Annotated in this window: 21 protein-coding genes, 1 tRNA gene and 11 pseudogenes; 6 read left to right on the top strand and 27 right to left on the bottom strand. The window is 69.3% G+C overall.

Going from position 1 to position 26123, the window contains the following annotated elements:
• Nucleotides 1-43: 43 nt before the first annotated feature.
• From nifJ to AAF143_RS02065, 15 genes and pseudogenes are all read right to left on the bottom strand, one after another.
• Nucleotides 44-3623 (bottom strand): annotated as a pseudogene (gene nifJ, locus AAF143_RS02135) (pyruvate:ferredoxin (flavodoxin) oxidoreductase).
• Nucleotides 3620-3862, bottom strand: coding sequence for a HypC/HybG/HupF family hydrogenase formation chaperone (locus tag AAF143_RS02130; RefSeq protein WP_255005368.1), 243 nt, complete (start codon nucleotides 3860-3862; stop codon nucleotides 3620-3622). Before AAF143_RS02130 ends, nifJ begins: the two are co-directional and overlap by 4 nt.
• Nucleotides 3840-5041: pseudogene (locus AAF143_RS02125) on the bottom strand (hypothetical protein). The gene AAF143_RS02130 and the pseudogene AAF143_RS02125 overlap by 23 nt, the downstream one beginning before the upstream one ends.
• Before the next feature lie 137 nt (nucleotides 5042-5178).
• Nucleotides 5179-5768, bottom strand: a pseudogene (locus AAF143_RS02120) (Sua5/YciO/YrdC/YwlC family protein); the annotation flags it as partial.
• Nucleotides 5723-6193: a hypothetical protein gene (locus tag AAF143_RS02115; protein WP_414026879.1), complete on the bottom strand. Its 471-nt coding sequence runs from the start codon at nucleotides 6191-6193 to the stop codon at nucleotides 5723-5725. The gene AAF143_RS02115 and the pseudogene AAF143_RS02120, both read right to left, overlap by 46 nt.
• 124 nt (nucleotides 6194-6317) lie before the next feature.
• The gene (gene hypB / locus AAF143_RS02110; RefSeq protein ID WP_255005357.1) at nucleotides 6318-7022 is read right to left on the bottom strand and encodes a hydrogenase nickel incorporation protein HypB; all 705 of its coding nucleotides are present in this window, start codon (nucleotides 7020-7022) and stop codon (nucleotides 6318-6320) included.
• 1 nt (nucleotide 7023) lies between these two features.
• A pseudogene (locus AAF143_RS02105) lies at nucleotides 7024-7185 on the bottom strand (hydrogenase/urease maturation nickel metallochaperone HypA); the annotation flags it as partial.
• Between the two features lie 169 nt (nucleotides 7186-7354).
• Nucleotides 7355-7813, bottom strand: coding sequence for a hydrogenase maturation protease (locus AAF143_RS02100; protein WP_255005348.1), 459 nt, complete (start codon nucleotides 7811-7813; stop codon nucleotides 7355-7357).
• Nucleotides 7806-8714 (bottom strand): Ni/Fe hydrogenase subunit alpha, encoded by a 909-nt coding sequence (locus tag AAF143_RS02095; protein WP_414026449.1) that lies wholly within the window; start codon nucleotides 8712-8714, stop codon nucleotides 7806-7808. The genes AAF143_RS02100 and AAF143_RS02095 overlap by 8 nt, the downstream gene beginning before the upstream one ends.
• Nucleotides 8715-8828: 114 nt before the next feature.
• Complete coding sequence (locus tag AAF143_RS02090; RefSeq protein WP_414026878.1) at nucleotides 8829-9254, bottom strand: nickel-dependent hydrogenase large subunit; 426 nt, start codon at nucleotides 9252-9254, stop codon at nucleotides 8829-8831.
• Nucleotides 9254-9800 (bottom strand): annotated as a pseudogene (locus tag AAF143_RS02085) (oxidoreductase). The gene AAF143_RS02090 and the pseudogene AAF143_RS02085 overlap by 1 nt, the downstream one beginning before the upstream one ends.
• Nucleotides 9801-9810: 10 nt before the next feature.
• Nucleotides 9811-10509, bottom strand: a pseudogene (gene hoxU / locus AAF143_RS02080) (bidirectional hydrogenase complex protein HoxU); the annotation flags it as partial.
• The gene (locus AAF143_RS02075) at nucleotides 10506-10772 is read right to left on the bottom strand and encodes an NADH-ubiquinone oxidoreductase-F iron-sulfur binding region domain-containing protein (RefSeq protein ID WP_414026448.1); all 267 of its coding nucleotides are present in this window, start codon (nucleotides 10770-10772) and stop codon (nucleotides 10506-10508) included. The gene AAF143_RS02075 and the pseudogene hoxU, both read right to left, overlap by 4 nt.
• Nucleotides 10660-12123, bottom strand: a complete 1464-nt coding sequence (locus AAF143_RS02070) for an NADH-quinone oxidoreductase subunit L (protein WP_414026447.1) — start codon at nucleotides 12121-12123, stop codon at nucleotides 10660-10662. Before AAF143_RS02070 ends, AAF143_RS02075 begins: the two co-directional genes overlap by 113 nt.
• Nucleotides 12120-12605, bottom strand: a complete 486-nt coding sequence (locus AAF143_RS02065; protein WP_255005335.1) for an NAD(P)H-dependent oxidoreductase subunit E — start codon at nucleotides 12603-12605, stop codon at nucleotides 12120-12122. Before AAF143_RS02065 ends, AAF143_RS02070 begins: the two co-directional genes overlap by 4 nt.
• Nucleotides 12606-12706: 101 nt before the next feature.
• Here AAF143_RS02065 and AAF143_RS02060 point away from each other — a divergent pair, with 101 nt between their 5' ends.
• Nucleotides 12707-12988 (top strand): 2Fe-2S iron-sulfur cluster-binding protein, encoded by a 282-nt coding sequence (locus AAF143_RS02060; protein WP_255005331.1) that lies wholly within the window; start codon nucleotides 12707-12709, stop codon nucleotides 12986-12988.
• Nucleotides 12989-13012: 24 nt separating this feature from the next.
• On the opposite strand, the gene AAF143_RS02055 is transcribed toward AAF143_RS02060, so the two are convergent.
• The 3 genes from AAF143_RS02055 to AAF143_RS02045 all read right to left on the bottom strand — a co-directional run bounded on the left by AAF143_RS02055 (nucleotide 13013) and on the right by AAF143_RS02045 (nucleotide 13975).
• Nucleotides 13013-13411, bottom strand: coding sequence for a hypothetical protein (locus AAF143_RS02055; RefSeq protein WP_414026446.1), 399 nt, complete (start codon nucleotides 13409-13411; stop codon nucleotides 13013-13015).
• 27 nt (nucleotides 13412-13438) lie between these two features.
• The gene (locus AAF143_RS02050) at nucleotides 13439-13846 is read right to left on the bottom strand and encodes a hypothetical protein (protein WP_414026445.1); all 408 of its coding nucleotides are present in this window, start codon (nucleotides 13844-13846) and stop codon (nucleotides 13439-13441) included.
• Between the two features lie 55 nt (nucleotides 13847-13901).
• A tRNA-Arg gene (locus AAF143_RS02045) sits at nucleotides 13902-13975 on the bottom strand.
• A gap of 152 nt (nucleotides 13976-14127) precedes the next feature.
• Here AAF143_RS02045 and AAF143_RS02040 point away from each other — a divergent pair.
• The 3 genes from AAF143_RS02040 to AAF143_RS02030 all read left to right on the top strand — a co-directional run bounded on the left by AAF143_RS02040 (nucleotide 14128) and on the right by AAF143_RS02030 (nucleotide 15807).
• The gene (locus AAF143_RS02040; protein WP_255005326.1) at nucleotides 14128-14523 is read left to right on the top strand and encodes a PilZ domain-containing protein; all 396 of its coding nucleotides are present in this window, start codon (nucleotides 14128-14130) and stop codon (nucleotides 14521-14523) included.
• Nucleotides 14524-14661: 138 nt separating this feature from the next.
• Nucleotides 14662-14940, top strand: a complete 279-nt coding sequence (locus AAF143_RS02035) for a hypothetical protein (RefSeq protein ID WP_255005325.1) — start codon at nucleotides 14662-14664, stop codon at nucleotides 14938-14940.
• Nucleotides 14941-15003: 63 nt separating this feature from the next.
• Nucleotides 15004-15807: a hypothetical protein gene (locus tag AAF143_RS02030; RefSeq protein WP_255005323.1), complete on the top strand. Its 804-nt coding sequence runs from the start codon at nucleotides 15004-15006 to the stop codon at nucleotides 15805-15807.
• On the opposite strand, the pseudogene AAF143_RS02025 reads toward AAF143_RS02030, so the two are convergent.
• Nucleotides 15786-16041: pseudogene (locus AAF143_RS02025) on the bottom strand (hypothetical protein). The gene AAF143_RS02030 and the pseudogene AAF143_RS02025 overlap by 22 nt on opposite strands.
• Nucleotides 16041-16897, bottom strand: a pseudogene (rsmI, locus tag AAF143_RS02020) (16S rRNA (cytidine(1402)-2'-O)-methyltransferase). Before rsmI ends, AAF143_RS02025 begins: the two co-directional pseudogenes overlap by 1 nt.
• Nucleotides 16898-16915: 18 nt before the next feature.
• Between rsmI and AAF143_RS02015 the strand changes: the two are divergent.
• A pseudogene (locus tag AAF143_RS02015) lies at nucleotides 16916-17844 on the top strand (3'(2'),5'-bisphosphate nucleotidase CysQ).
• A gap of 13 nt (nucleotides 17845-17857) precedes the next feature.
• Here the strand turns inward: AAF143_RS02015 and AAF143_RS02010 are convergent.
• The 7 genes and pseudogenes from AAF143_RS02010 to AAF143_RS01980 form a co-directional block, all read right to left on the bottom strand.
• A pseudogene (locus AAF143_RS02010) lies at nucleotides 17858-19984 on the bottom strand (polyribonucleotide nucleotidyltransferase).
• Between the two features lie 134 nt (nucleotides 19985-20118).
• Nucleotides 20119-20421 (bottom strand): 30S ribosomal protein S14, encoded by a 303-nt coding sequence (rpsN, locus tag AAF143_RS02005; protein WP_255005319.1) that lies wholly within the window; start codon nucleotides 20419-20421, stop codon nucleotides 20119-20121.
• A gap of 34 nt (nucleotides 20422-20455) precedes the next feature.
• Nucleotides 20456-21106 carry an endonuclease III gene (gene nth / locus AAF143_RS02000; RefSeq protein ID WP_255005317.1) on the bottom strand — a complete coding sequence of 217 codons (651 nt, stop codon included), beginning with the start codon at nucleotides 21104-21106 and terminating at the stop codon, nucleotides 20456-20458.
• 46 nt (nucleotides 21107-21152) lie between these two features.
• On the bottom strand, nucleotides 21153-22241 hold the full coding sequence (rseP, locus tag AAF143_RS01995; RefSeq protein ID WP_255005316.1) for an RIP metalloprotease RseP: 1089 nt from the start codon (nucleotides 22239-22241) through the stop codon (nucleotides 21153-21155).
• A gap of 42 nt (nucleotides 22242-22283) precedes the next feature.
• Nucleotides 22284-23564 (bottom strand): serine--tRNA ligase, encoded by a 1281-nt coding sequence (gene serS / locus AAF143_RS01990; protein ID WP_255005314.1) that lies wholly within the window; start codon nucleotides 23562-23564, stop codon nucleotides 22284-22286.
• A 59-nt stretch (nucleotides 23565-23623) separates the two neighbouring features.
• A complete protein-coding gene (locus AAF143_RS01985) occupies nucleotides 23624-23881 on the bottom strand; it encodes a NifU family protein (protein WP_254938407.1) in 258 nt (85 codons plus the stop codon).
• A 161-nt stretch (nucleotides 23882-24042) separates the two neighbouring features.
• Nucleotides 24043-24222 (bottom strand): UPF0175 family protein, encoded by a 180-nt coding sequence (locus AAF143_RS01980; protein ID WP_255005312.1) that lies wholly within the window; start codon nucleotides 24220-24222, stop codon nucleotides 24043-24045.
• An 86-nt stretch (nucleotides 24223-24308) separates the two neighbouring features.
• On the opposite strand from AAF143_RS01980, the pseudogene lepA reads away from it, so the two are divergent.
• A pseudogene (lepA, locus tag AAF143_RS01975) lies at nucleotides 24309-26116 on the top strand (translation elongation factor 4).
• Nucleotides 26117-26123 lie beyond the last annotated feature (7 nt).

The raw sequence follows: 26123 nt of genomic DNA, 5'->3' as shown, positions 1-26123 counted from the left end.
GCCAGGGGCAGCCCGAGCCAGGACGTGCTCAAATCGATGCGGCTCATGGCTCCTGCTCCGCCAGGCGGTGGTAGAGATCCCAGCGCCGGGACACGTTCTCCTGGGCCGCGCGGCTGAGCTCCCGGGCACGCTCCGGCTGGCTCAGGCCCAGCATCCGGAAGCGGTTCTCCGTGGCCATGGCTTCGGCCAAGGGCACGGTTGGGGCACGGGAATCCACCACCAACGGCGATTCTCCGCGTTCGCGGCGGCGCGGGTCGTGGCGGTAGAGCAGCCAGCGGCCGGAGTCCACCGCCAGACGCTGTTGCTGCAGCCCCTTGGCCATGTCGATGCCGTGGGCGATGCAGTGGGAGTAGGCCAGGATCAGCGACGGGCCGGGGTACGACTCCGCCTCCAGAAAGGCGCGCAGGGTGTGTTCATCTTTGGCGCCCATGGCGACGCTGGCCACGTAGACGTTGCCGTAGGTCATCGCGATCAGGCCCAGATCTTTCTTGGCGGCGGGCTTGCCGCCGCTGGCGAACTTGGCCACGGCCCCCATCGGCGTGGCCTTCGACATCTGACCACCGGTGTTGGAGTACACCTCCGTGTCGAGCACAAGGATGTTGACGTCGTGGCCGCTGGCGAAGACGTGATCGAGCCCGCCAAAGCCGATGTCGTAGGCCCAGCCATCACCGCCGATCATCCAGATGCTGCGCTTGACAAGATCGTCCGCCAGGTTCAGCAGGGTGGCGAGTCGGGGGTCGGTGTCTGCTCCTGAATGGGCGTTCAGCTGCCGCTTGAGGGCCTCCACCCGCTGGCGCTGCTCGTAGATCCCGGCCTCATCGCTCTGGTCGGCCGTCAGCAACCCCTCGGCCAGGGACGGCGGCACGGCGGGTGCAGGCGTGCTTCCCTCGCCGTTGCTGGCGGGGGCGGACAGCTCCCTCAGCAGCCGCTCGGCGGTGGCCTTGCGCTGGTCGAAGCCGAGGCGGAAACCGAGGCCGAATTCGGCGTTGTCTTCAAACAGCGAGTTCGACCAGGCGGGGCCGCGCCCCTCGCCGTTGGCGCTCCAGGGTGTGGTGGGCAGGCTGCCGCCGTAGATTGAGGAGCAGCCCGTGGCGTTGGCCACCACCATGCGGTCGCCGAACAGCTGGGTGGCCAACTTGATGTAGGGGTCTCCCCGCAGCCGGCGCAGGCGCCGGAGAACTCGAACAGCGGTTGCTGCAGCTGCTGCTGGTTGATGTGGCGCAGGTCCAGCGTCTGGCGGTCGGCCTCCGGCAGTTGCAGGAAGAAGTCCCAGTTGGATCGCTCCTCCTCGCGCAGGGGCCGCTGGGGAGCCATGTTGATCGCCTTGAGGCGCGGCTCACGGCGGTTGCGGGCCGGACAGACCTCCACACAGAGCCCACAGCCCGTGCAGTCTTCGGCGGCCACCTGCAGGCTGAAGGCCTGGCCGGCCAGGTGGTGATCACGGGCGTCGGTGCTGCGGAAGCTGGCCGGCGCCGCGGCCAGCAGGGCGGGGTCGTAGGCCTTGGCGCGGATCACCGCATGGGGGCACACGAGCACGCACTTGGCGCATTGCACGCAGACCTCGGGATCCCAGACCGGGATCGATGCGGCGATGTTGCGCTTCTCGAAACGGGCGGTGCCGCAGGGGAAGCTGCCGTCGGCGGGCAGGGCACTCACGGGCAAACGGTCGCCCTGGCGCTCCAGCTGGGGCTGGATCAACTCCCGCACCCAGGCCGGCGCCCCCGCCAAAGGCTCGAGCGGGGGGTGATCGGCCGCCTTGATCGGACCCCGGGGCACGGGCTTCAGTTCGCTGAGGGCCGCGTCCACGGCCGCCAGGTTGGCCGCCACGATCCGCTCCCCCTTGCGGCCGTAGCTGTGGCGGATGGCGGCGCGGATCGCCTCCAGCGCCTGCTCCAGCGGCATCACCCCGGCGAGGGCAAAGAAGCAAGTCTGCATCAGGGTGTTGATCGCCGGCCCGAGTCCCAGCTCCCGCGCCAGGCGGCTGGCGTCGATCGCCTGCACCGAGAGGTTCCTGGCCAGGATCTGCCGCTGCACGCGCTCGGGGAGTCGCTCCCAGGTGCCCTCAGCCCCCAGGGGCTGTTGAGCAGCAGGGTGGCGCCGGGCAGGGCCGCTTCGAGCAGCTCGAAGGAGTCGAGGAAATCCCAGTGGTGGCAAGCGATCAGCTGGGCGCGGCGGATCAGGTAGGTGGAGTGGATCGGCTGGGGCCCGAAGCGCAGGTGCGACACCGTGACGGAGCCTGATTTCTTGGAGTCGTAGACGAAGTAGCCCTGGACCTGGAGGCCGGTGGCGTCTCCGATGATCTTGATGGCGTTCTTGTTGGCGCCCACGGTGCCATCGGAGCCCAGGCCGTAGACGATGGCGCGGAACACCGTGCCGGCTTCGGTGTCGAAGGCTTCGTCGACCGGCAGGGAGCGATGGGTGAGGTCATCGTCGATGCCGACCGTGAAGTGGTTGAGCGGATCACTCCCTTTGAGGTGATCGAGCACCGCCTTGACCATGGCGGGGGTGAATTCCTTCGAGGCCAGGCCGTAGCGGCCGCCCACCAGCTTCGGCCGCTCGCCGGGCCAGGCCTCGTGCAGGGCATTGAGCACATCGAGGTAGAGGGGTTCACCGCCGCTGCCGGGTTCCTTGCAGCGGTCCAGCACCGCCAGGGCGCGCACGCTGTTGGGCAGCGCCGCCAACAGGGCCTCGCTGCTCCAGGGGCGGAACAGACGCACCTTCAGCACCCCCACCCGCTCGCCGCGGGCCATCAGCGCATCGACGGTTTCCTGGGCCGTTTCGCATCCCGAGCCCATCAGCACCAGCACGCGCTCGGCATCGGCGGCGCCGTGGTAGTCGAACAGGCGGTAGGCACGCCTCGTGAGTGCCGCGAAGTGGTCCATGGCGGCCTGCACCGCCGCCGGTGCCGCCTCGGTGGTGGGGTTGACCGCTTCGCGGGCCTGGAAGGCCACATCGGGGTTCTGGCTGGTGCCGCGCAGCACCGGGTGATCGGGGGTCAGGCCCCGGGCGCGGTGGGCCTCCACCAGGGGCTGGGGGATCAGCTGGCGCAGGTCGCCATCGTCCAGCAGGGCGACCCGCTGGATTTCATGGGAGGTGCGGAAGCCATCGAACCAATGCAGGAACGGCAGGCGGCACTGCAAGGTGGCGGCGGTGGCGATGGCGGCGAAGTCTCCCGCCTCCTGCACCGAGGCCGAGCAGAGCAGGGCGCAGCCCGTGCCCCGTGTCGCCATCACATCGCTGTGGTCTCCGAAGATCGAAAGGGCGGAGGTGGCCAGGGCCCTTGAGGCCACATGGATCACAGCGGCGGTGAGTTCTCCGGCGATCTTGTAGAGGTTGGGGATCATCAACAGCAACCCCTGGGAGGCTGTGAAGGTGGTGGTGAGGGCGCCGCTCTGCAGGGCCCCGTGCACCACCCCGGCGGCCCCGGCCTCGCTCTGCATCTCCTCGACCACCGGCACGGTGCCCCAGAGGTTGGGGCGGCCCGCCGCCGCCCAGGCATCGGCCGATTCGCCCATCGGGGTGGCCGGGGTGATCGGGTAGATCGCCATCACCTCGCTGAGCCGGTAGGCGACTCGCGCCACCGCCTCGTTGGCGTCGATGGTGGCGAGGGCGGTGGTGGTCATGGCAGCTCCGCTGGTGGCTCAGTCGGCTGCACAAAAGCCGAGGCGTCGTCGTCGCCTGGTTGCCAGATCCCCAGGGCGAAGCCCACATGCACCAGCACCAAATCCCCCAGGCGGGCCTCCGGCACGCAGGCCAGGCTCACCTCCCGCAGCACCCCAGCGAAACTCACCTGCCCCACCCGCCAGAGCGGATCGTCGTGCTCCTCGATCCGGATCAGTTCACCGGGCACCGCCAGACACATCGGGCGCCTCCCCAGGGCCATCAAGGGCCCCGGAAGGGGCTGGTTCCTTTCTAGGCCTCCCCGGCGCCTGCGCAGGAACTGTTGCGCCCCGTTGCAACGCGATCGCCAGCAGCTGACCCACCGCCAGGGCACCGTCGTTGCAGGGGAGCCGTTCGGGCCGGATCGGGGCGATGCCCGCCCGCTCCAGGGCGGTGCTGGCCAACTCCAGCAGCAGCCGGTTCTGGAAGCAACCGCCCGCCAGCAGCAGCTCCCTGGCCCCCAGCCGCTGGGCCAGCTCCACCAGCAGCCTCGCCAGGGCGACGTGGAAGCGGTGGGCCAGGGCCGCGGCGGACGTGCCCCGGTCTCGCTCCGCCAGCAGGCCATCGAGCAGCGGTCGCCAGTCGATCTCCAGCGGTTCGCCCGGGGCGCCGGCCCGCAGCGCGAAGCCGCTGTCCTGGTCTGGGTGGGCGTCCTGCCAGCGCCAGGCGGCCGCCTCCAGGGCCATCGCCGCTTCCCCCTCATGGCGGTTAATCGGGCAGAGCCCCAGCAGGGCCGAGAGGGCATCGAACAGGCGCCCGATGCTGCTGCAGCGCGGACTGTTCAGCCCCTGGCCCATGGCTCGGGCGAGCACGCCCCGTTCTTCGGTGCTGAAGCCCCAGGGCCCGCTGGGCCCCAGCCGCTCCAGGCCGGCTGGGCCGTAGGCCGCGAACAGCAGGCCAAGGGCGGCGCGGCGTGGTTCCTTCAGGGCCCGCTCGCCCCCGGGCAGGGGAAGGGCCGCAACCGGGCCAGGCGCTCGTAGCCATCGGCGCTCACCCGCAACAGCTCACCGCCCCAGAGGCTGCCGTCGGGTCCGAGTCCGGCCCCGTCCCAGGCGACCCCCAGCCGTGGCGGCCCCAGGCCGTGCTCGGCCATGACGGCCAGCAGGTGGGCGTGGTGGTGCTGCACCGCCAGCAGCGGCAGATCTTTGCCAGCCTCGGCGCCCGCCTCGGCCAGCTCTCGGGCGAGGCGGCTGGAGACGTAGCCCCGGTGCTGATCACAGGCCAGCCGGGAGGGCTGGACGCCATGCAGTTCCGTCCAGCGCCCCAGGCTCCAGCGCAGCCGCCTCTCCCCCGCCTCGCTCTCCAGCTCCCCCAGGTGTGGGGTGAGCAGCGCCTGGCGGCCGAGGCCGAGGGCGAGGCTGCTCTTGAGCTGCGCCCCCAGGGCCAGGGCCCCATGCAGATCAACGTCTTCGTCCAGCAGCGCAGAGAGATCGATCGCCAGGGGGCCAGGCCCCGGGCCAGCCGCAGCACCAGCGTCCGCCCTGCCACCACCTGCACGACGCTGTCATCGAAGGGCAGGGCGATCGGCCGGTTGTGAACCAGGAAGCCATCGGCGAGGGGAGCGAGCCGTTCGAGGGCGTCGTCGTCGTCGAAGCAGAGCGGTTCGCCGGAACGGTTGCCGCTGGTGGCCACCAGGGGGCGCCGCAGGCCCTGGCGAGCAGGTGGTGCAGGGGCGTGGCCGGCAGCATCACCCCGAGGCTGTCCAGGCCGGGGGCCACCGATGGGGCCACCAGTGGGTCCAGGCGAGTGGGTGATGGCGGGCGCCGCAGCAGCACGATCGGCGCCGCCGCCGAGCTGAGCAGGGCTTCCTCGGCGGGGTTGATCGCCGCCAGGGCGCGGGCGCCCTTGAGATCCGCCACCAGCAGAGCCAGGGGCTTGGTGGGCCGGCCCTTGCGCCGCCGAAGCTCCTGCACCGCCGCCTCGTTGCCGGCCTCCACCAGCAGCTGGTAGCCCCCCAGCCCCTTGAGCGCGACGATCCGGCCGGAGCGCAACGCCGCCACCGCCTGGGCCAGGGGGTCAGCGCCCTCCACCTCGGGGGGCAAGGGGCACCTCCCCGCCAACCTCAGCTGTGGCCCGCAGGCCGGGCAGCCGATGGTCTGGGCGTGGAAGCGACGGCTTGTGGGGTCTGTGTACTCGGCGCGGCAGGCGGCGCAGGGGGAAAGCTCGCCAGGGTGGTGCGCTCCCGCTCGAACGGCAGGCCGAGCAGCAGGCTGGAGCGCGGCCCGCAGCTGCAGCAGCTGATGAACGGATCGCCATGGCGCCGGTTGGTGGGATCAGACAGTTCCGCCAGACAGTCCTGGCAGGGGGCCCGATCCGGGGGCACCAGGCTGCCGCCTATGCCCTCGACGCCAGCCGAGTGGGCGCTGGGGCGAATCGAGAAGACCGTCTCCCCGATGGGCTCCTGCCAGCGGCGCTCCACCGCCTCCAGCTGGCTGTGGGCGGGCGGGGCCCGTTGCAGCTGAGCCAGGAACCGCTCCAGTGGCTCGCGCTCTCCCTCCAGTGCCAGGGTCACGCCGCCGGGGCCGTTGCTCACCCAGCCCCCCAGTCCCAGCGCCGTAGCGAGGCGGTGGCAGTGGGGCCGAAAGCCCACCCCTGCACCAGCCCGCTGATCTCCAGCCGCAGCCGCTGCCTGCCCTGGGCAGGCTCCGCCAACTCCGTCACACGCCCTTCGCCGCCAGCCAGGCCAGCAGGGGCTCCAGCCCTGCGCCGGTGCGGGCGGACACCTCGAAGATCCGCGCCTGGGGCGCCACCTGGGCGAGGTTGGCGAGGGACTCCTCGCGCCGGAAGCCCACGGCCTCCGCCAGGTCGATCTTGTTGATCACGATGGCATCGGCTGACTTGAACAGGCCCGGGTACTTCAGCGGCTTGTCCTCGCCCTCGCCCACGGCCGTGAGCGCCAGCCGCAGGCCCTCGCCCAGATCAAAGGCGGTGGGGCAGACCAGATTGCCCACGTTCTCGATCAGCAGCAGATCCAGGGCCGCCGGATCCAGCTGCTCCAGGGCCCGCGCCACCATCGAAGCCTCCAGGTGGCAGCCCTGGCCGGTGGTGATCTGCACGGCCTTGGCGCCGGCCCGGCGCAGGCGCCGGGCGTCGTTGTCGGTGGCGAGATCGCCCACGATCACGCCCACGGGCCCGCCTTTCCAGTGCTGGCTCACCTGCTCCAGCAGGGCGGTCTTGCCGGAGCCCGGCGCCGAGAGCACGTTCACCACCGTGAGCCCCAGATCCGCGAAGCGCGCTCGGTTGTGGGCTGCCTGGTGGTCGTTCTTGGCCAGCAGGCCCGCCTCCAGCACGACGGTGCGCCGGGGCGGGGTCAGGGCTTCGACTGGGGCTGGAGGTTGCCCGCAGGAACAGTCGCGGCACATCTCAGGACACCTCCAGGGAGGTGAGCTCCAGCTCCCGGCCGCTGAGGATCCGCTGGCTCAAGGCGCCGCAGCTGGGGCAGGCGTAGATCACATCCACCGGCGCGAACTCCAGGTCACACTGGCCGCAGAAGCAGACCGTGGGGATCACTTCGAGACGCAACGTTGCGCCCTGGGCCGCCCCCCTGCATCACCACCTCGAAGGCGAAGGCGAGGGCGTCGGGGTCCACCCCCGAGAGGCTGCCGATGCGCAGGTGCAGCGCGTGGATGCGCAGCGCCCCTGGGCCGCCGCCTGCTCTTCGGCCAAACGGCGCACCTCCTCCATCAGCGCCAGTTCATGCATCGCGATCGAGCCAGCGGCACAGGGCCCGCCGCGCCGGCGCCAGCTGGGCGGCGGTGGCAGGCGACAGTCCTTCTCCAAGTTCGAGGTCGTGGGCGGGGACCCGCAGCCACCAGGCTGGCGGCCGCTGGCCGTAGAGCACTTCGGCCAGCTGCAGCAGGGCCTCGGGGGTGTGGTGGTGGCTGAAGCGGGTGGCAGGCGCGGTTGTCGCTGGTGAACCTGCGGCGATGGCCTCCAGGCGCGGGGTGGTGGCCCCACCATCACCCAACCAGGCGTCGATGAACAGCACCCGCACGCAGCCGGCCAGGCGCGGGGCGAGTTCAGGGGTGAGCTGTGGCACGGCCATCGACTCCACGCCTGAGAGCCCCCAGGCCCGCACCTCCTCGGCCAGGAGCGGGCCCACACCGTCGTCGCGGCGCAGGTCGTTGCCGAGGCCGATCACCAGCTCAACCACGGATCCGCTCCTCCATGAGCGCTCCATCGGCGCCAAAGAGTCGCACCTGCAGGGGCATGGAGCCGGCGGCGTGGGTGGAGCACGACAGGCAGGGGTCGTAGCAGCGAATCCCCGCCTCCACGCGGTTGAGCAGGGCCTCACTGAGATGGGCGCCATCGAGGTAATGGCGGGCGATCTGGGTGACCGTGCGGTTCATGGCGCGGTTGTTCTGGCCCGTGGCGATGATCAGGTTCACCTTCTCGATCAGGCCGTTGGCGTCCACCCGGTAGTGGTGGAACAAGGTGCCCCGGGGCGCTTCGCTCACCCCCACGGCCTCAAGGCAGTTCACACTGGCCCGGGCGCGCACGTGGCGCCCCCCGATGCCGGGATCGTTCAGCAGGGCTTCGATCCCCTCCAGGCAGGCGACGATTTCGATCAGGCGGGCCAGGTGGTAGTACAGCGAGCCGTTCACCACCCGCCCCCCGCTGGCGCAGCTCGGCCAGCTCCCGGTCGGCCCGGGGGTGCCGATGCGCTCGCAGAGGTTGAGGCGGGCCAGGGGGCCCACCCGGTAACTGCCCGCTTCAGGGCCCAGGGGCTTGTAGTAGGGGAACTTCAGGTAGCTCCAGGGCTCCACCGCCTCGGCGATCACGCTGGCGTAGGCGTCTTCACTCAGGCCATCGACGAGCACGCTGCCCTCGGCGTTGATGATCCGCAGGCCGCCGCCGTAGTGCTCCCAGCGGCCATCGCTGCCCACCAGGCCCATGAACAGCGACGGGAAGGAGCCGAACACCTCCAGCTCTTCGCCGAGCTGGGTGTCCAGCAGTTGCTTGAACAGGCCCAGGGCCAATTCGGCGATGGCGAACATCTCCGGCAACTGGCCCAGGACGCGCTCCTTGAGCCCCTCGGCCAGGGGCGCACGCACCCCCGGGCACCGCCCAGGCGGCATGGATTTTGCGGCCCCCGAGGGCTTCGATCAGGGCCTGGCCGAACTGGCGCAGGCGGATGCCGGAGCGGGCCAGTTCGGGGTCGGCGGCGATCAGCCCGAAGACATTGCGCTTGGCGGGATCGCTGTCCCAGCCGAGCAGGAAATCGGGGCTGCTGAGGTGAAAAACGAGAGGGCATGGGACTGGCAGATCTGGGCCAGGTTCATCAGCCGCCGCAGCTTCTCGGCCGCCGGAGGGATCGTCACCGCCAGGAGCTTGTCGCCGGTTTTGGCGGCCGCCAGCAGATGGCTCACCGGGCAGATGCCGCAGATGCGCGCGGTGATCGCCGCCATCTCGGTGAACGGCCGGCCCTCGCAGAACTTCTCGAAGCCGCGGTACTCCACCACGTGAAACCGGGCCGTCTCCACCTGGCCATTGGCGTCCAGGTGGATCGAGATCTTGGCGTGGCCTTCGATGCGCGTGACCGGATCGATCAGGACCGTGCGTGGCTGGCTGGTTTCGGGGGTGGGGCTGTCCATCAGCCGAAGCGGATCATTTCGGCGCCTTCCATCACGGGCCATTCGCCGTGGAGCAGCGGCTCGAGGCAGGCGCGGATGCGATCGGCCGAGGGGGGCAGCCGGGCAGGTAGACATCCACCGTCACCACTTGATGCACGGGCAGCACCTGCTCCAGCAGCTCCGGCACCAGGCCCGGGGCCTGGGGCAGGGCGCCGCTGCCATCGGCCAGCTCCAGGTAGGACCGGCGCAGCACCGGTTCGCTCCCCCGAGCATGTTGCGCATGCCGGGGATGTTGGCGGTGATGGCGCAGTCGCCGAACGACACCAGGATGCGGGTGCGCGCGCGCACCTTCAGGATCAGCTCGAGGTTGTCGCGGTTGGCCACACCGCCCTCCACCAAGGCGATGTCGACGCCCTCGGGGTAGATCTTGGTGTCGGAGGCCACGGGGCTGTAGACGACGTTCGCCAGCTCGGCGAATTCCAGCAGCCATTCGTCGAGATCGAGGAACGACATGTGGCAGCCGGAGCAGCCGGCCAGCCAGACGGTGGCGACGTTGAGGCGGCTCATGGCGACCCCCCTGCCGGCGGACCCGCACCAGGTTCTGGAGCTGTTCGGGGTGCCCCTCCTTTTCCTCTGTTCCTTCGCCCTTGTGGAACAGGGCACCGGTGGGGCAGACCTGCACGCACTTGCCGCAGTCGGTGCAGGCGTCCACCGCCCCCCAGGGCTGATCGAGGCCGGAGATGATCCGGCAGTGTTCGCCCCGCCAGCCCACATCCCAGACGTGGGCCCCCTCCACCTCAGCGCAGACGCGCACGCAACGGGTGCAGAGGATGCAGCGGTTGTGATCGAGGCCGAACAGGGGGTGGGAGAGATCCACCGATCGCGATGGGAAGCGGTAGGGCAGGCGGGAGTGGTCCATGCCCACGGCCACAGCCAGGTCCTGCAGTTCGCAGTGGCCGTTGGCCACGCAGATGGCACAGACGTGATTGCCTTCAGTGAACAGCAGTTCGATCACGGTGCGGCGCAGCTCCGCCAGCCGGGGGCTGCTGGTGCGCACCACCATGCCGTCGGCCGCGGCCGTGACGCAGGCGGGCTGCAACCTCGAATCGCCGTCGATCTCCACCAGGCAGAGGCGGCAGGCGGCCACCGGACTCAGCCCCTCCAGGTGGCAGAGGGTGGGGATGGCGCTGCCCCCGGCGCGGGCCGCCTCCAGCAGGGTGGCGCCGCTGGCTGTGGCGACGCTGCGGCCATCGATCGTGAGGGTGATGACCGTCATGGGGCAGCGCTCGCGCCGGGCTGCAGCAGGGCGAGGAAGTCGCCGCGGAAATGGCGCAGGGCGCTGAGCACCGGCCTCGGGGCGCTCTGGCCCAGGCCGCAGAGGCTGGTGTCGGCGACCATGTGGCAGAGCGATTCCAGTTGCACGAGATCAGCGGCGGTGGCGCGCCGCCCCAGGTGTTTGCGCAGCAGATCGTGCAGCTGCACCGTGCCGGCGCGGCAGGGCACGCACTTGCCGCAGGATTCCTCCCGGCAGAAGCCCATGAAGAAGGCCGCCAGGTCCACCATGTCGGTGGTCTGATCGAGCACCACCATGCCGCCGGAGCCCATGATCGTGCCCAGCTCCTTGAGCGATTCGTAGTCGACCGGCGTGTCCAGATGCTTCTGCCGGCACGCAGCCGCCCGACGGGCCGCCGGTCTGGACGGCCTTGATGGGGACCCCGCCCGGCGCGCCGCCGCCCATCTGCTCGACCACCGTCGCCAGGGGGTGCCCATGGGCACCTCCAGCACCCCGGCCAGGCGCACGTGGCCGGTGAGCGAGAACACCTTCGTGCCGGTACTGGTGGGGGTGCCGATGGCGGCGAACCAGTCGGCGCCTTCGCGCAGGATCGGCACCACGTTGGCGAAGGTTTCGACGTTGTTGATCAAGGTGGGGCGGCCCCAGAGGCCGTGCTCCGCCGGGTAGGGGGCGTGGCCGCGGTGTGCCCCGGCCGCCCTCGATCGAATGGATCAGCGCCGTTTCCTCGCCGCAGACATAGGCCCCGGCGCCCACCCGCAGCTCAAGGGAGACATCGCCGAGCAGATCGCGCCCGCGGGCCTGCTCGATCGCCCGGCGCAGGTGGGCGATCGCCAGGTCGTACTCGGCGCGGATGTAGATGAAGCCCAGACGGGCGCCGACGGCGTAGGCGGCGATCGCCATTCCCTCCAGCACCCGGTGGGGATCGCCTTCGAGCACGGTGCGGTCCATGAAGGCGCCGGGGTCACCCTCATCGGCGTTGCAGACCACCACCTTGTCGGGGCCGGCCATGGCCGCCACCAGCTGCCATTTCCGGCCGGTGGGGTAGCCGGCTCCGCCGCGTCCGCGCAGGCCGCTGCGGCGGATCTGCTCGATCACCTGCTCGGGGCTCACGCCGGCGCGCAGACGCTTCAACTGGACATAAGCGCCGGCGGCGATCGCCTCGTCGAGGTTTTCGGGGTCGAGCTGGCCGCAGTTCTCCAGCACGATGCGCCTCTGCAGCTTGAAGAAGGGGTGCTCCGGATCAAGTCGCTGGGCGGTGGCTGGTCTCCAGGTGTCGAGGGCACCAGTGTCCAGTGCACCAGCAGCGAGGGCGTCAATCAGGCCATCGGCATCGGCGAGCGTCACACCGCCGTAGATCACACCGCCACCCTGATCACCGCCACCCCGATCAGCGCCGGAATCGAGAGCCAGCAGGGGGCCGGCGCCGCACGGCCCGAGGCAGCCGACGCTGCGCAGCCGCAGCCGCTGGGCCAGGCCTCGTTCGGCGAGGGACGTCTCCAGATGGGAGCGGATCGCTTCGCTGCCGCAGGCTCGGCAGCCCGCCGCCGCGCAGAGCCGCAGACTCGCCGGCGCCCCCGGGGCCGCAGACCCGCTCATCGCGGAAGCGCCCGCAGCCGCTGGAGCAGGGAGGTCGCGCTCTGGTGGGTCCAGACGGTGCCGTCCACCACCACCAAGGGCGCGCCGCCGCAGGTGCCCAGGCAGCGCACACGGCTCAACTCGAATCCCGCCGTCTGGTCGCCTTCCGCCCCTCGCCCTGCCAGTGCCGCCAGCAGCCCATCGGCGCCCTTCACGTGGCAGGCGGTGCCGGTGCAGACCACCAGCTGATGGGGGGCCGGTGGCTGGAAGCGAAACAGGTGATAGAAGCTGGCCGTGCCGTAGACGCGGCTGAGGGGCAGCTCCAGCGCCACCGCCAGGTGACGCAGCAACGGCCCGCTGAGGTGGCCGTAGAGCTCCTGGGCGCGGTTGAGCAGTTCGATCAGGGCGGAGGGCTGGCGGTGGCACTCCCGCAGGCTGGGCTCCAGCTCGGCGAACGTCTCGGTGCTGGCTTTGGTGCTGGCTTCGGTATTGGCATCGCTCACGGCCTGGACCCGGCGCTTTCGTCACCATAAGCAGATCTGTTGCCGCTGTCCGCCGCCGCTTCACAGGACTAGAACGTGGTCAGCCACCCGTTCGCGCTGCCATGGCTTCGTACACGATCAGCCTCGAAGACGGTCGCAGCTTCAGCTGTGGCGACGATCAATACATCCTCGATGCCGCTGAGGAAAAGGGCGTCGATCTGCCCTGTTCCTGCCGTGCCGGCGCCTGCAGCACCTGCGCCGGCCAGGTGCTCGCCGGCAGCGTCGACCAGGCGGATCAGAGCTTTCTCGACGACGATCAGATCGCCCAGGGCTATGCCCTGCTCTGCGTCAGCTACCCGCTGGCCGATTGCACCATCCGCGCGGGCGTGCAGGCGGAGCTTTGATTGCTGCGCTCCCCACCGGGCGCCTCAAGGTTTCTGGGCGGGCTTGGGCAGCACCTGATCCACGCATTCGGTGGTGGCGTAGCGGCGGTTGGTGGTGCAGGTCTGCACCTTGATGAACGCGCCGGTGACGCGGTCGGTGGTGGTGCAGGTTTCGATCGCCCAGGCTTCGGCTCCGCTGAGGGGATCGCGGTTGGTGGCCTCACGGCGGCAGTCGGTGATCGGCTGGGCCAGGGCCCCTGGGGCGCTGAGCGCCAGCAGGCCCGCCACAGGCACCATGGCCGCCAGCGGCAGCAGGGCCGCCAGGCGGCGGGCGAGAACAACGAGCGTTTCAGGTGCCTGGGCTTGGGCCCTGGTGCGATGGCGAAGGTTCATGGGCTTCGAGTCGACGCCGGGCGTCCTTGATCGCCAGAGTCTGGCCGACATGGGTCCCCAGCACGGAGCCGGCCGTGATCAGCCCTGCGAGCGCCCATTCCAGGCCTGAACCATGGAGGGGCGATCCGCCCAGGTGATCGGGCAGGGAGCGGCGCAGGCAGTCACGGACCTGGCGCTCCAGCTGGTCCGGGGGGCGAGCGGGTCGAGGAAGGCCAGGCACTCGAGGCTTGCCGAAGGATGGCCCAGGGCCCCGTAGCCGATGCCCGCGAGTCCCAGGCCCGCCAACAGGCCCACGGAGGCCCCGATCATCGGCGTGATCGTGCGCCGACTGATGGCGTAGTAGAGCTGCGCGGCAAGACCTGCCGCCGGAACGTTCTGGGCGAGGGCCCACAGCCAGGTGCCCAGGGGGCGTTCCTTGAGGCGGAGCCGGTAGGCCGTGGCGTAGGGCAGCGGCGCTCGCGTAGAGGCCGGCTCGGGGGCGGTCATCGCGAGGCTGTCATCGTCGGGCGTTTCGCGGCCGTTTCGCGGCCGTTGTGGCTGACGCCCCCTGTGTGATTCGAACACACGACCGGCTGCTTAGAAGGCAGCTGCTCTATCCAGCTGAGCTAAGGGAGCAGGGCCCCACTTGGGGCTTCAGCATTGTGACAGTCCTGTTGTTTCGGCCGCCCGTGGCCCCTGGAAGTATTGAGTTCCATCGGATCCTGTTCACCGCTGACTTGAACCTTGGCCTGGCTGGGCCAGGATGAGAACCAGGCGGAATCTGAGCCATGGCACGTTCTGGCGATTTACCGCCCCGCCGTCACAAGCGTCATCCCCTTCCGGCCACCCTCGCCATGGTCGAGGCGGAATTCCACGACACCCAAGGCGACCGGCAGATCGGCCAACTCTGGGACGTCAGTTCAGCGGGTGCGTGCCTGCAGTTGCGCCAGCATGTGCCCATCTCCGAGAACGCCCTCGGCCTGTTGCTGCTGCATCATCCCTTCAGTTCCGATCAGTTTTCTCTGCCCGTCCAGGTGTGCTGGTCGTGCCCAGCCCGTCACGTCACCTTCCTGGGTCTGGTGTTTTCCGATGGCCTTCTGGGGCCCGGCACGTTCCTGGATGACTACATGAAGGCCTCCTGGGTGGACCGGATGCAGGTTTACCGGGAAGCTGGTGGTAATTGAATTGCCCTCGGGGCTGCGATGACCGGTTCCGGGCCAGAGATCCCCCGCCGCCATCAGCGGTACATTTTGCCCTCAGCCCTGGCGTCGGTGGTTGGGCATTTCTCTCCGGAAGCACAGGAGGAGACTCTTGAGGGCAAGATGTGGGACATCAGCCCCCTGGGGGCCTGCCTGGTGGTCCCGAGCCGCGTGGGTACCGGGGTGGGCTGCCGCGGCGAGCTGCTGGTGTGCGATCCCCACAGCCCAGCTCAGCTCATATTGGTGGTGGAGCTGCGCTGGATCGAGCCCGCCCCCCAGGCCACCTTCATGGGCCTGATGTTCATCGGCGGTCGGCTGCCGCAGAAGAGCTTTCTCACGCCCTACTTCAAGGTGTCCTGGGTGGATGCGATGCAGGTGCGCCGGCTGGATGATCTGCGTTAGGTCACCGGCAGGAACCTCAGGCGCCCATTGCAATTAAGGTGGTTGGCTGAGCGAATGTGTTTCATGGCGGTCACCCGGCTCAGCGACAGCCAGAAACAGGAGCTGGTGGCGCGCTTCCGGGCGGGCGAGGCCACCTTGGTGCTGGCGGAGGCCTACGGCTGCAGCCCCAACACCGTCAGCCGGGTGGTCAAGGCGGCCCTGGATCCTGCTACCTACGCAGAGATCAAACTGCAGCGCTCCCGGGGGGCTGCGGCCCCCGGGCAGCTGCCGCTGATGCCCGAGGCCAGTTCATTGCCCCTGGGGGCCGAAGCCTTTGAAGATCCCCTCGATCTTCTTGATCCGTTGGAGCCCTTGGATCCGCTCCCTGGGGAGGAGACCGAGTCTCTGGAGAGCGATCCACACCTGGTGCTGGCCATCGATGACGCCGATGATTTTGGCGAGGATGCCCAGGACGATCCCGATCTCGATGGCGAGGACGACTCTGAGCCCTTCGAGGCCAGCGAGTTCGTCACCGTGGCGGTGGTGGGCCAGCCGATCGAGGAACGGCCCCCCGCCTCGGCCCAGCCCCTCAGCGGCGTCGAGCTGCCCAGCAGCGTCTACCTGCTCGTGGACAAGACCGTGGAACTGCAGGCCCGCCCGCTCACGGATTTCCCCGAGCTGGGCTCGCTCAGCGCCGATGAACGCGATCGCCAGGCCCTGGCGGTGTTCGCCAACCCGCGCCAGGCCAAGCGCCACTGCGGCCGCAGCCAGCGCGTGATCAAGGTGCCCGACAGCGGTGTGCTCGAGCGCACGGCCCCCTACCTGCTCTCCCAGGGCATCAGCCGCCTGGTGCTGGAGGGTTCTCTCTACGCGTTGCCCGGCTCCTGATCGCGGTCTGATTCCGATCCCGGCAGCAGCAGGGCCGCGCTGACACCGCCGCTGATCACCCCCACCACCAGCGCCAGGCCCACCAGGAAGCCGCTGGGGAGCGGCGCCACATTGCGGCCCAGTCCCAGCTGCAGGCTGGGCCGATCACTCAGGTTCTGGGCCCCGAGGCAGAGAATCAGCAGCAGCAGCAGGCCCCCCGGCGCTGGCGAGCAGCAGGCGCAGGCGCAGCAGCATCAGGGTTCCCCGTTCCGGTGCAACAAACCGTAGAGGGTCCGGCGTGAGAGGCCCGTGGCCTCCGCCAGCTGGCGGGCCGCATCCCGGGGACTGGCGCCCGCCGCCACCCGCCGCTGCAGTTCCGCCAGCAGCTCCTGTTCATCAGGGGCTGCTTCGATCACCGGCGGCGCTCCGCCGAGCACCAGGGTGCATTCCCCGAGCGCAGGGGTGCCCCTGAAATGGACCAGGGCGGCGCCCACCGTGGGGCCGATCTGCTGCTCGTGGCGCTTGGTGAGTTCCCGGGCCACCTGCAAGGGGCGGTCTCCCAGCGCTTCGAGCAGATCCTCCAGCAGCTCCAGCAGCCGGTGGGGGGCCTCATAGAGCACGAGGGTGCGTGGCTCATCGGCCAGCTCCTTCAGCCGCGCCCGGCGCGGGTTGCGCTTGGGCGGAAGGAAGCCCTCGAAGCAGAAGCGGCCGCTGGGCAGGCCGCTGCTCACCAGGGCCGTGGTCAGGGCGCAGGGGCCTGGGATGCAGATCACCGTGCGGCCGGCCGCGCGCGCCGCCGCCACCAGTTCCTCGCCGGGGTCGCAGATGCCGGGCAGGCCCGCATCGCTGATCACCGCCAGCCGCTCACCCCGCTCCAGGGCCTCCAGCAGCTGGGGGATGCGGGCCAGGTGGTTGTGGGCGTGGAAGCTGATCAGCTTCGAGCGGATGCCGAACCCCGCCAGCAGCAAGCCGCTGTGGCGGGTGTCTTCGCAGGCGATGCGGTCCACACCGGCGAGCACCTTGAGGGCCCGGGGGAGAGGTCGTCACGGTTGCCGATCGGCGTGCCCACCAGGTAGAGGACGCCGGCGGCGGGTTCCAGGTCCTGCACAATGCACCGATGAGCGCTTCCATGATGCCGGCCGCCGCGGCCATGCCCCCGGCGTTGACCCCGAGGGGCTGTTTCAAGAGCTGCGTCGCTTGAGCTGGGGCGCGGCGGACATCCTGCGGGCCTATGCCCGCGGCGAGCAGCCGCCCCATGGATTCCCCCGTGCCCTGAGCGTGGAGGAGGGCGGCGAAGGGCCCGTGTCAGCGGCGGATCTGGCGGTGAACAGTTGGTTGCTGGAAGGATTGGCCGCCGCCTTCCCGCAGGCCGGCTGGACCGTGCTCAGCGAGGAGACCGCCGCTGAGCAGCTCTATGCTGGCGAACCCCTGGCGGCCGAGTGGCTGTGGATCCTCGATCCCCTCGATGGCACCAAGGATTTTCTGCAGGGCAGCGGTGAGTACGCCGTGCATCTGGCCCTGGTGAAGGACCATCGCCCGGTGCTGGGGGTGGTGTTGCTGCCCGAGCTCGACGAGCTCTGGATCGGCTGGCTCGGCGCCGATGGCAGCGGCCGCGCCTGGCGGGAGGACCGCTCCGGCGGGCAGTTCCCGCCCGCCCTGAGTGGCCGCCGCGAGCTAAGCGAGCTGGTGCTGGTGGCCAGCCGCAATCACCGCGACCAGCGGCTCGAGCAACTTCTTGAGGCCCTGGCCCTGGGCGACACCAAGGCGATCGGCAGCGTCGGCGGCAAGGTGGCGACGATTCTGCGCGGCGAAACCGACCTCTACATCTCGCTCTCTGGCAGCAGTGCCCCCAAGGACTGGGACATGGCGGCACCGGAAGCGGTGCTGATCGCCGCCGGTGGAGCCTTCAGCCATGCCGACGGCCGCCCCCTCTCCTACAACGATGGCGACGTGCGCCAGGCCGGTTGCCTGGTGGCCAGCCATGGCCTCAGCCACGGGAGGATCTGCGATCGGGCCGTGACGGCGCTGGCGCAGATCGATCCCGGCTTCGCGGTGTAGCCCCCGCAGGGGGTCAGGCGGTGACGGCCACGGGCTCTTCCTGGTCGACGCCGCGCAGGGTGAGGTTGATGCGGCCGCGGTTGTCGATTTCGCGCACGCGCACGCGCACCTGATCGCCCACCTTGATCACATCTTCGACCTTCTCCACCCGGGCTTCGGAGAGCTGGGAGATGTGGATCATCCCCTCCTTGCCGGGCAGGATCTCGACGAAGGCGCCGATCGGGATCACGCGGGTGACGTGACCGCTGAACTGCTCCCCTTCGCTGATGCGGCGGGTGAGGCCCTCGATGATCCGCTGGGCTTCCTCGGCGGCGGAGCCGTCATGGCTGGCGATCGTGACGATGCCGCCGTCCTGGATGTCGATCTTGGTGTTGGTGCGCTCGGTGATGCCCTTGATCGTGCGGCCACCGGGGCCGATCACGGTGCCGATCAACTCGGGGTCGATGCGGAAGCTGAGCAGCCGCGGGGCGTGGGGCGAGAGGGTGTCGCGCGGCTTGTCGATCGCCTCGAGCATCTTGCCGAGAATGTGCAGCCGGGCCGGGCGGGCCTGGTTGACGGCCTCAGCGATGGTCTTGACCGCCAGACCGGCCATCTTCATGTCCATCTGAAGGGCGGTGATGCCCTTTTCGGTGCCGGCCACCTTGAAGTCCATGTCACCGAGGAAGTCTTCGATGCCCTGGATGTCGGTGAGGATGCGCACCTCCTCGCCCTCCTTGATCAGGCCCATGGCGGCGCCGCCGACGGGGGCCTTGAGGGGCACGCCCGCATCCAGCAGCGCCAGGGTGCTGCCGCACACCGAGGCCATGGAGGTGGAGCCGTTGGAGCTCAGGCACTCCGAGACCACGCGCAGCACGTAGGGGAAGTCTTCCTTGGCGGGCAGCACGGGCACCAGGGCCCGTTCGGCGAGGGCGCCGTGGCCGATCTCGCGGCGGCCGGGGGAGCGCATCGGCCGGGTTTCACCGACGGAGTAGGGGGAAGTTGTAGTGGTGCAGGTAGGTCTTCTCGCTGGACGGGTTGAGGTCGTCCAGTTCCTGGGCATCGCTGGGGGTGCCCAAGGTGGCGGTGGAGAGCACCTGGGTGAGCCCGCGCTGGAACAGGCCGGAGCCATGCACGCGCTTGGGCAGCACGCTGACGGCGGCGGTGATCGGGCGCACCTGGTCGAGGTCGCGGCCATCGACGCGCTTGCCCTCGTTGATGATCTGGGCGCGCATCATCTTCTTGGTGACACCTTTGTAGGTGTTGCCCAGGGCCTTGCCCGCGGCGGCCAGGCGGATCGGGTCGTCGTCGCCGAGGGTGGCGATCTTGGCAGCCACTTCGCCCTTGAGGACGTCGAGCTTGGCGTCGCGCTCAGGCTTGGTGAGGCTGTACTGCTTGAGCACCTCGGCGATGCCGGCGCCACATTCCTGCTCAAGGAAGTTGGGCAGGGCCGGGTCTTCGATCTTGGTCTCGGGGATCACCTGCTCGATGCCCAGATCGCTGAGCAGCTTGAGCTGGGCCTTGATCAGCTCGCCCACGGCCTCATAGCCGAAGTCGATCGCTTCGATCACATCCTGCTCGGGCAGCTGGTTGGCGCCCGCCTCCACCATCACCACGCCGGAGGGGGTGCCGGCCACCACCAGATCGAGCTCGCTGCGCTCGATTTCCCGGTAGCTGGGGTTGAGCACGAAGTCGTCGCCGAGCAGGCCCACGCGCACGGCCGCCATCGGGCCGCTGAAGGGCATGCGGGCGAGCAGGCAGGCGATCGAGGCGCCGGTGACGGCGAGCACATCGGGCGGCACCCGCTCATCGAGGGAGAGGGTGGTGGCGACCACCTGGATGTCGTCGCGCAGCCAGGAGGGGAACAGGGGCCGCAGGGGGCGATCGATCAGGCGGGTGGTGAGGATGGCGCGCTCGGGGGGCGGGCCTCACGGCGGAAGAAGCTGCCGGGGATGCGACCGGCGGCGTACAAGCGCTCTTCGTAGTCGCAGGTGAGCGGGAGGAAATCAATGCCTTCGCGGCCCTTGGCACGCGTGGCCGTCACCAGCACGGAGGTATCACCGCATTCAACCAGTACCGAACCCCCGGCCTGGGGGGCATACAAACCTGTGGTCAGCCGGATCTCCCGACCATCGAAGGAGACCGTCTGAATGTGTCCTGACACGTGCGCTTATGTCCGTTTTGTTGTCAAATGCCATTCTCGCATTCGGTGTGAACTCCCCGTGATGGGGCGCAAAAAAGGGGCCCCCAACGGGGACCCCTCCTGGCTCAGCTTGGGCGGCGGGGCCGCCGGCTGGTTCACCAGCTGGATTTGGTGACGCCGGGGAGCAGGCCCTTGTGGGCACGCTCGCGCAGCTGGTTGCGGCAGAGGCCGAAATCGCGGTAGTAGCCCCGGGGCTTGCCGGTGGCCCAGCAGCGGTTGCGCACGCGGTTGGGGGCGCTGTTGCGGGGCAGGCCCTGGATCTTGCGGTGGATCTCAAGGCGCGCCATCGGATCAGCCGCCGCCCCGAAGGCCTCCATGAGCGCAGCGCGCTTCACAGAGAAGCGCTCGACCATCTTCTTGCGCTTCACATCACGCGCGATCATCGACTTCTTCGCCATGCGGCTGGGGCTGGGTAGCAGGAGATTGCTGAGCTTACCGCCCCGGCGGATGGCTGGGGCAGAGGTCGGCCAGGGGGCAGCCGTCGCAGGCGGGTTTGCGGGCGTTGCAGACGGCGCGGCCGTGGAAGATCAGGCGGATCGAGAAGGTTTCCCACATCGGCTGGGGCAGCAGCTTCATCAGCTCCGGCTCGATCCGGCGCGGGTCGCTCTGTTTGGTGAGCCCGAGGCGGTTGCTGAGCCGTTTGACGTGGGTGTCGACCGTGACCCCGGCGTTGATGCCGAAGGCGTGGGCCAGCACCACATTGGCGGTCTTGCGCGCCACACCGGGCAGCTCCAGCAGCTCCTCCATCGAGCGCGGCACCGCGCCGCCGTGGCGCTCCATCAGCAGGCGCGAGCTGGCGACGATGTTCTTGGCCTTGTTGCGAAAGAAGCCCGTGGATTTCACATAGGGCTCCACAGCGAGGCCGGTCACCGCGGCCGCGGCGGCCGCATCGGGAAAGCGCTCGAACAGGGCCGGGGTGACCTTGTTGACGCGCTCGTCGGTGCACTGGGCCGAGAGCATGGTGGCGACCAGCAGCTCCCAGGGGGTGCGCCAATCAAGCGAGCAGGTGGCCTCGGGGTAGAGCTCCCCCAGGCGCTCGAGGATCAGCGGCGCCCGGGTGCGGGCGCTGGGGAAACGGGGCATGGTCGGGTGGCTTGGGGGAGGCCTGGCGGGCGCGATCAGCGGGGGATCAGTGGTTGAGCAGTTGCTGCACCAGCGGCAGCTGGGAGGTGTCCTTGACGATCAGCACCACGCTCAGGCTCACCAGCAGCACGAAGCCCGATTGGAGGAAGGCCATCTGGAGGCGCTCGGGAATCGGCTTGCCGCGCACGCCCTCGAGCAGCAGCAGCAGGAACTGGCCGCCATCGAGCAGGGGCAGGGGCAGGGCGTTGAGCACCGCCAGGTTGATGGAGATCAAGGCGGTGTACACGAACAGGCTGCTGCCGCCCTGCTTGGCCAGCGAGGCCCCCATCTGAACGATCTTCACCGGCCCGGACACCTGGCCGGCGGTCTCGCCGAAGTGGGTGGCGAGGGTCACGAAGCCATCGACGGTGCGGCCGAGCAGCTGGGAGAACTCCCGGTTGGCCTGGCCGATCAACTCCAGGGGGCTGCTGGGGGCGCGGAAGGATTCCGTGCCATTGGGTTGCAGCTGGGCGCCGATGCGGCCGCTGCCGCTGCGCTCGACCGGGGTGAGGCGCAGGGGAATTCGCCGGCCCTCCCGCTCCACCTCAAGCTGCAGCGCCTGGCCGGGGGCGCCCTTGATCTGCTCCACCACCCCGACCACGGCCTCCTGGCCGCCGGCGATCGCGCTGCCCCCGAGCGCCACGATCCGATCACCCGCCAGCAGGCCGGCGCTGGCGGCCGCCTGGCCCGGTTGGACGGCCACCACCAGCACCCCGGGGGTGGCGCTGAAGCCCGAGGGGATGCCCAGCACCAGGCCCTGGCCCAGCAGCACCGCGTAGGCCAGCAGCAGGTTGGCGAGCACGCCAGCGGCGATCACCAGGGCCCGCTGGGGCAACGGCCGGTTGCGCAGCAGATCCGGGTCATCGCTGGGGATGCCGCTGTCCTCGTCGTCATCGGGGAAGGCCACGAAGCCGCCGAGCGGAAGGGCGCGCAGGGCGAACTGCACGCCCCGGCGTTGGCGCTCGAGCAGCACCGGCCCGAAGCCGATCGAGAAGCTGCTGACGCGGATGCCCTGCCAGGTGGCGGCAAAGAAGTGGCCCGCCTCATGCACGACGATCAGGCCCGCCAGGATCGCCAGTGCGGTGAGGACGCCCATCCAGTGACAGCTCGTGAGAATGGTTGAGTCTGGCGCAGTGGCTCAGGCTTCCGCTGTGATCCGCTCAGCGCCGAAATAGCTCCATAGCGCCGCCGGCAGGGCCACCGAGCCATCGCCCTGTTGGCCGTGCTCCAGCAGGGCGGCCATGGTGCGGCCGATCGCCAGGCCGCTGCCGTTGAGGGTGTGCAGCAGCTGGGTGCTTTTCCCTTCTTTGAAACGGATGGCGGAGCGGCGGGCCTGGAAGTCGGCGCAGGTGCTGCAGCTGGAGATCTCCCGGTAGGTGCCCGCCCCCGCCAGCCAGACCTCCAGATCGAAGGTGCGGGCGGCGGAGAAGCCCAGATCGCCCGTGCAGAGCTCGATGCGGCGGTAGGGCAACTCCAGGGCTTCGAGCACCGCCTCGGCATCGCCGGTGAGCTGCTCGTGGGCGGCGTCTGAGTGCTCGGGATGGCTGAACCAATACAGCTCAACCTTGTGGAACTGGTGCAGACGGATCAGGCCCTTGGTGTCGCGGCCGTAGGAGCCGGCCTCGCGCCGGAAGCAGGGGGTGAAGGCGACATACCGCAATGGCAGCTGCTCGGCCGGGATGATCTCGTCGCGGTGCAACGCGGTGACCGGCACCTCGGCGGTGGGGGTGAGCCAGAGGTCGTCGTCGGCGCAGCGGAAGCTTTCCTCGGCGAACTTGGGCAGCTGGCCGGAACCCGTGAGGCTGGCGGAATTCACCAGGATCGGCGGCAGCACTTCGCGGTAGCCCTTGCGCGCGTGTAGGTCGATCATGAAATTGATGAGCGCCCGCTCCAGCCGCGCCCCCTGGCCCAGGAGGGTGACGAAGCGGCTCTGGGCGATGCGCACCGAGCGCTCGGTGTCGAGCAGGCCGAGCCGTTCGGCGATGGCGCCGTGCTCCAGCAGGCCCGCTTCGATCCGGGGTTTGCCCCAGCGCTTGACCTCCACGTTGTCGGCTTCGCTGACGCCTTCGGGGCTGAGGGCCGAGGGCAGGTTCGGCAGGCCCAGCAGTTGCTCGCGCAGGCGGGCGCTGAGGGTTTTCTCCTCCTCATCAAGCACGGAGACCTGCTGTTTGAGCCGGTTGCCCTGCTCGCGCAGTTCCTTCACTTCAGGGCCAGTCGGCGCGGCGCCGGCCTGGATGCGCTGGCCCACCTCCTTGCCCACACGGTTGCCTTCGGCCTGGAGGCTGCTGAGGCGCTCTTCGAGGTCGCGCTGCTGCTGGGCGATCAGCTGCAGGCCGGTGAGATCGAGCTTGAGGCCGCGGCGCCCCAGCTGCTCCACCACCAGCTCAGGGTTCTGGCGCACCAGGCGCTGATCCAGCACGGGGCAGGCGGCAGGGGAAAGGGGAGCTTACGGGGCTGCCCTTGCTGGGCCGCAGGGCTTCAGAGCACCTGAACGACTTCGTTCACTTCGGGGATTTCCTCGCGCAGCTTGCGCTCGATGCCCATCTTGAGGGTCATGGTGCTGCTGGGGCAGGTGCCGCAGGCGCCCTGGAGGCGCACCTTCACGATCGGGCCGTCGATCTCGACGATCTCGACGTTGCCGCCATCGGCCATCAGGTAGGGGCGCAACTCATCGAGCACCCGCTCGACGTTCTCGATCGTGAGCGCGCGGGGGTCGTTAACGGTTTCGGTGCTCATGGGAATTTGGCGCGATGGACTGAGCTTAGGGAGGCACCTCCATGGCTGACGGATGGGCCTGGGAGCTCGCTTCGCCTTCAGCGCTCGTTCAACGCCCGCAGAACCGGCGCTGACCGCTGAATCAAGCGTTGGAGCTGGGGGCAACCGTTGCAGGCAGGGGCCTACAGGCCGAGCCCGCGCCGGGCGGCCTCCAGATCGGAGCGCGTGTCGGCCGGATCGCTGGAGCAAAGGGGAAGCTTCAGGTTGGAGAGCAGCTCCAGGAAGCGGGGCAGCGGCAGGTCGGCGAGGCGAGCGGCGGCGGCGGTGGAAATCGAACCGGACTGGATCAGGGTCAGGGTCACGCCTAGGTGGGCCAGGTGCTGGGGACTAGCCCTCTGATTCCTAGGATCGGCCCCACTGGTTTCCCTGAGCGGGCTTTCAAGGCGCGATGACCGACGTTCCCGTTTCACGGATCCGCAATTTCTGCATCATTGCCCACATCGACCACGGCAAATCGACCCTGGCCGACCGGCTGCTGCAGGCCACCGGCACCGTGGCGGCGCGGGACATGCAGGCCCAGTTCCTCGACAACATGGAGCTGGAGCGCGAGCGCGGCATCACGATCAAGCTCCAGGCGGCGCGGATGGAGTACACCGCCGCCGATGGCGAGGTGTACATCCTCAACCTGATCGACACCCCCGGCCACGTCGATTTCTCCTACGAGGTGAGCCGCTCGCTGCAGGCCTGCGAGGGGGCGTTGCTGGTGGTGGATGCCAGCCAGGGGGTGGAGGCCCAGACCCTGGCGAACGTGTATCTGGCGATGGGGAACGATCTGGAGATCATCCCGGTGCTCAACAAGATCGACCTGCCCGGAGCTGATCCAGCGCGCATCAGCGAGGAGATCGAGTCGATCATCGGCCTCGACACCTCGAATGCGATCCCCTGCTCCGCCAAGACGGGCCTGGGAATCCCCGAGATCCTGCAGGCGGTGGTCGACCGGGTGCCGCCGCCGCCCGATCGGGTGAATGAACCGCTGCGGGCGCTGATCTTCGATTCCTACTACGACGCCTACCGGGGGGTGATCGTTTACTTCCGGGTGATCAGCGGACGGATCGCCCGCAAAGACAAGGTGCTGCTGATGGCCAGCGGCAAGACCGTCGAGCTCGATGAGGTGGGGGTGATGGCGCCGGATCAGCGCCAGGTGGAGAGCCTCCATGCCGGTGAGGTGGGCTACCTGGCGGCCTCGATCAAGGCGGTGGCCGATGCCCGCGTGGGCGACACGATCACTCTGCTGGCCGATCCGGCCGATGCGCCCCTGCCGGGCTACGCCGAGGCCAAGCCGATGGTGTTCTGCGGCCTGTTCCCCACCGACGCCGACCAGTACCCGGATCTGCGCGAGGCGCTCGATCGACTGCAACTCTCCGATGCGGCGCTGAAATACGAGCCCGAAACCAGCAGCGCCATGGGCTTCGGGTTCCGCTGTGGTTTTCTGGGGCTGCTGCACATGGAGATCGTGCAGGAGCGCCTGGAGCGCGAATACGACCTGGATCTGATCGTGACGGCGCCGTCGGTGATCTACCAGGTGAACATGATCGATGGCTCCACGATGCTGGTGGACAACCCGGCGACCCTGCCCGATCCACAGCAACGCGAATCGATCGAAGAGCCCTACGTGAAGCTCGAGATCTACACCCCCAACACCTACAACGGGGCGCTGATGGAGCTGTGCCAGGAGCGCCGGGGCGAGTTCATCGACATGAAATACATCACCCCGGAGCGGGTGACGCTGCACTACGAGATGCCGCTGGCGGAGGTGGTGACCGATTTCTTCGATCAGATGAAGAGCCGCACCAAGGGCTACGCCTCGATGGAGTACAGCCTGATCGGCTACCGCAGGAACGAACTGGTGCGCCTCGATGTGCTGATCAACGCCGAGAAGGCCGATCCGCTCACCACGATCGTGCACCGCGACAAGGCCTACAACGTGGGCAAGGGGCTGGTGGAGAAGCTCAAGGAACTGATCCCGCGCCAGCAGTTCAAGATTCCGATCCAGGCCTCGATCGGCAGCCGCATCATCGCTTCCGAAAGCATCAGCGCGATCCGCAAAGACGTGCTCGCCAAGTGCTACGGCGGCGACATCAGCCGCAAAAAAAGCTGCTGTCGAAGCAGGCCAAGGGCAAGAAACGCATGAAGGCGATGGGCAAGGTGGACGTGCCCCAGGAGGCGTTCATGGCGGTGCTGAAGTTGAACCAGTGATGGATTG

Origin of the sequence: Cyanobium sp. ATX-6F1 (assembly GCF_047395825.1) — a bacterium.
Lineage (GTDB): Bacteria > Cyanobacteriota > Cyanobacteriia > PCC-6307 > Cyanobiaceae > ATX-6F1.
Note: the sequence above shows the minus strand (reverse complement) of the source record. Positions and strands in the feature narration are given on the sequence as shown.